Here is a 4,435-nt window from a genome sequence, read left to right on the forward strand (position 1 = left end):
TTGAGATCCGTGTGAGCCCTTCAATGATACCATACGAAACACACAATAGATACTTAAGATTATTTTTTATAACTCGATAAGTCCCGAGGCTGTTCTGGCAGTGGAAGCTGCCGGAACAACTGGGTAGTGTGTTTATGTTATTAAATTTATAACAATGATACAACCCCAAATTTCTGTAGTGACGGTATGCTATAATGCCGTCTTTGCAATTGGGATGTAGCCTTTCCGTCATTGTTTATGACCCAGGCGGTCCCATCCCGCAAAACTTGGCGTAGACCTTTGATGGTCCGCCAACCTTATAGCGTAGCGGTTCCGAGCACCGAGTAGGGCGGTTACATCCCCGCTTCCTGAGGAAGAGGGGCTTGGGGAGAAAGTGGAGCTCTCCTTGCAGGAGAGACGGAGAGGTAGAAAAAAGCCTTTTTTTATGGGAAAAAGCGATGCCAATGAGTGCAATGAAAGCTCGCTTTCAAATTGCCGAGTGCAGCTCGCTTTATCAACAAAGAAGGACGGGATGATTTTAGAAAACATGTTATTTATCAACAAATAATAATTATATGAAAGGAATAGTATTAGCAGGTGGTAGCGGTACACGTTTGTACCCTATCACAAAAGGAATCAGCAAACAGCTGATACCAATCTTTGATAAACCGATGATATATTACCCAATATCAGTATTGATGTTGGCAGGTATCCGTGAAATACTCATTATTTCAACACCATTTGATTTACCAGGCTTCAAACGCCTCTTAGGCGATGGAAGCCAGTTAGGTGTGAAGTTCGAGTACGCTGAGCAGCCATCACCAGATGGCTTAGCCCAAGCTTTCATTATCGGAGAGAAGTTCATCGGTAATGATTCCGCTTGCCTTGTATTGGGTGATAATATCTTCTATGGTGCAGGTTTGAACAAGATGCTTCATCAGGCAGTAGTAGATGCAGAGCAGAACGACAAGGCAACCGTCTTCGGTTATCGTGTTAGTGATCCTGAGCGATATGGAGTTGCTGAGTTTGATGAACAAGGCAATTGCCTGAGCATTGAAGAGAAGCCTCAGCATCCAAAGAGCAACTATGCTGTAGTAGGCTTATACTTCTATCCTAATAAGGTGGTAGAAGTTGCCAAGCATATTAAGCCATCCGCTCGTGGTGAGTTGGAAATCACCACCGTTAATCAGGAGTTCTTGAAGGATAAGCAGCTGAAGGTACAGACCATGGCAAGAGGATTTGCCTGGCTCGATACCGGAACTCATGATTCCCTTTCTGAGGCATCCACCTTTATTGAGGTTTTGGAGAAGCGCCAGGGCTTGAAGGTGGCTTGTCTGGAAGGAATTGCATACCGCCAAGGTTGGATTACTGCAGAACAGTTGAGAGAGAATGCACAGCCAATGTTGAAGAATGACTATGGCAAGTATCTCCTTTCAATACTTGAAGAGAAAGAACAAACATTAAAAAAGAATTTAGAATTTTAGCAGGAAATAATTATGGCAGGTGAAATGCCTGGGGCTTATTTTATAAGCTACTTTTCGGCTCTTGGTATGGAGCCTGCCTTTCTTAAAATATATAACGATGAATATAATCCAAACCAATATAGATGGCGTACTCATTATAGAGCCTCGCCTTTTCCGTGATGCTCGTGGCTACTTCTTCGAGAGTTTCAGCGAGTGAGAGTTTGAAGAGAAGGTTGTCCCAATCCTGGGACATAGTGTTCACTTCTGCCAAGACAAGGAGTCTATGAGCAGCTATGGCGTGATGCGAGGCCTGCACTTCCAGCGCCCACCTTTATACATAAAGTAAGTTGGTACGCTGCGTAAAAGGTAGAGTACTCGATGTAGCTGTAGATGATCCCCTACTTATGGCAAGCATGTGGCTGTAGAACTGACAGAAGACAATCATCGCCAGTTCTTCATCCCAAAGGGCTTTGTCCATGGTTTCGCTGTCCTCTCAGAAACAGTAGTCTTCCAATACAAGATGATAACTTCTATCATCCAGAGGCTGATAGAGGTACCTTGATGATAGCCTTGGTATCGATTGGAAGTTTCCAACAGGACATGCCAAACTCTCCGAAAAAGATACGAAGCATGCAATGCTGAAAGACTTTGATAGTCCATTCGATATCAACGTGGATTTATACTAAGTCATACGTTGTTCTTGTCAAGCATTGGCTATGCCGTGATGGAGAAGTCGAGGGAAATCTATACCCTGCCAGCCGAGTTTGGCTGGAGCAACTTAGGCTGCTGGGGCTGCCTCCGCACCATGCTTCCACAGGATGAGGCTGGCAATGCCAAGGTAAGCAAGGACATCCGATAGTATGAATGCAAGAACTGTGTGGCTCATGCAGCCGATGAAAATAAGGTAGTAGTTCAAGGCTTGAATGGCTATATCGTAGCCGAGAAGCAAGGACAACTGCTTGTTTGCTCCTTAAAAGAAGAACAGAAAATTAAAGAATTTGGAAGGTAATTTATGTCAAATCAAACATCAGATAATAATAAGAGAATAGTTAAAAATACCGGCTTATTGTATATCAGAATGCTACTTCTGATGTTTATATCTTTATTCACTTCCCGCATTGTGTTACAACAACTTGGCGTAGAGGATTTTGGTATAAATAATGTAGTTGCTGGATTTGTTTCGATGCTTGCGTTCTTTACGACTAGCTTATCTAATGTTGTCCAGCGCTTTTTGAATTTTGGTTTAGGAAAGGGTGATCTTAAGGGTACAACTCGATATTTTAGCCAGAGTTTTACATTATTGCTTGTAATATCTGGAATTGTTGTTATTTTAGGAGAAACCTTAGGATTATGGTTTGTGTCCAATAAGCTTGTTATTCCAGAGAATCGTTTGAGTGCAGCAATATGGGTTTATCAATTTTCTATTTTAGCAACAATATGTTCAATTATTGATGTTGCTTTCATGGGGGCTATTGTTGCTAGAGAAAAAATGAATGCTTATGCCTATTTAGGTTTATTTGAAGCTTTCGCTCGTCTTGGTATTGCTTATGGATTAAAAATAAGTCCATGGGATCATTTAATCTTATTTGGCTTTCTTACAGCAATGGTTTCTGTTGCAACCATGACTTTTTATGTCGTTTATGCTAAACGTTCATTTCCGGAGTGTGAATGTAGGTTACTTTTTGATAAGAGAATAATTGGGCAAATGGCTAAATTTATGGGTGCTAATTTATTTGGATGTTTAGCTTGGTCTGTTGGGAATCAAGGCATAACAATTATCTTAAATTTATTCTTCGGTCCTATAGTAAATGCAGCTCGTGGATTAGCTATGCAGGTTAGTGGAGCAGTCATGCGTTTTACGGATAGTATAATGACTGCAATAAAACCTCAGATAATTAAGTCTTATGCCAGTAAAGATTATACATATATGAATATATTGGTAGAAAAAGGATCTAAATTTTCTTTTTTGCTAATATGTTTTATAGCAATTCCTGTTATTGTTGAATGTGAAAAGATATTGTATTTATGGCTAGGGCAAGTCCCTGATTATGCTGTTGCATTTACTCGGCTAGTTATTGCCGAGCAAATGATTAGTATATTTATAACACCATTATGGATAGTTGCTAATGCAACAGGTCAAATAATGAGAAATCAGGTTTATGGAAGAATCTTTGCTTTGGCAGCCTTGCCAATAAGCTACATTTTGTTATTATTTGATAAGAATCCAATTTATCCGATGCTGATTCTTGTTTTTTCAAATTTTGGCTATTTTCTATATTCTTTATGGGATATACATATGCAAACCAAACTTGATTATAAAAAATATATATGTGGAGTTATGGCTCCCTCCCTTATTTTTTTAATATTGTTAATTCTAATAGGTTTTGCTATAAGTTTTATTCCTATAAAAGCAGATTTTGTTCATGTCATGTTCGTTACTATAGTGATGGATTCTTGTGGGCTAGCAGCTTTGATGTTGATTTTATCTAAAGAAGAAAGGGAATATATAATAAAATTTGTAAAAACTAAATTTAAAAGATAATGAGGCCATTACACATTATAATGCCAATGGCTGGAGAGGGTAGCCGTTTCTTGAAAGAGGGATGGACTACACCTAAGCCATTAATTAAGTTGCACGAAAAGGAATTGTTTCTTCGTGCTATCGGGAGTGTCAAAGTAGAAGATGCTCCTATGAAGTATTCGTTTATTGTTCGACAGGAACATATAGACAAGTATCAAATAGATGAGAAGATTAAGCAGATACTTCCAGATGCAAATATCTTCTCTGTTCTGAAAACAACAAGAGGTGCTGTCGAGACTTGTTTGATGGCTCGTTCTGCGATTGCACCAGAAGATTCCATCGTTGTTATGGATTGTGATTTGCCTAAAATCCGCAACTATCATCCAATACACGATTAAGGGTAGATTTATGAGTCGTTAGTAGCAGCTTTCAGTAAAAAGCAACAGCACAACATCAATATGTAGCCACCATC

Annotated in this window: 3 protein-coding genes and 2 pseudogenes; all 5 read left to right on the top strand. The window is 39.5% G+C overall.

Annotated elements, in window-relative coordinates; all coding sequences use genetic code 11:
• Positions 1–554 precede the first annotated feature (554 nt).
• The 5 genes and pseudogenes from rfbA to ACTQ16_RS16385 all read left to right on the top strand — a co-directional run bounded on the left by rfbA (position 555) and on the right by ACTQ16_RS16385 (position 4,361).
• Entirely contained in the window at positions 555–1,463 is a 909-nt protein-coding gene (gene rfbA / locus ACTQ16_RS16365; protein ID WP_441938502.1) for a glucose-1-phosphate thymidylyltransferase RfbA, read from the top strand.
• 97 nt (positions 1,464–1,560) lie between these two features.
• Positions 1,561–2,004, top strand: a pseudogene (locus tag ACTQ16_RS16370) (dTDP-4-dehydrorhamnose 3,5-epimerase family protein).
• 144 nt (positions 2,005–2,148) lie between these two features.
• Positions 2,149–2,451 (top strand): annotated as a pseudogene (locus tag ACTQ16_RS16375) (mannose-1-phosphate guanylyltransferase); the annotation flags it as partial.
• A 3-nt stretch (positions 2,452–2,454) separates the two neighbouring features.
• Complete coding sequence (locus tag ACTQ16_RS16380) at positions 2,455–3,984, top strand: hypothetical protein (protein ID WP_441938504.1); 1,530 nt, start codon at positions 2,455–2,457, stop codon at positions 3,982–3,984.
• Positions 3,984–4,361 carry a hypothetical protein gene (locus ACTQ16_RS16385; protein ID WP_441938505.1) on the top strand — a complete coding sequence of 126 codons (378 nt, stop codon included), beginning with the start codon at positions 3,984–3,986 and terminating at the stop codon, positions 4,359–4,361. The genes ACTQ16_RS16380 and ACTQ16_RS16385 overlap by 1 nt, the downstream gene beginning before the upstream one ends.
• Positions 4,362–4,435 lie beyond the last annotated feature (74 nt).

The organism is Prevotella sp. LCP21S3_D2 (assembly GCF_052118345.1).
Classification (GTDB): Bacteria; Bacteroidota; Bacteroidia; order Bacteroidales; family Bacteroidaceae; genus Prevotella.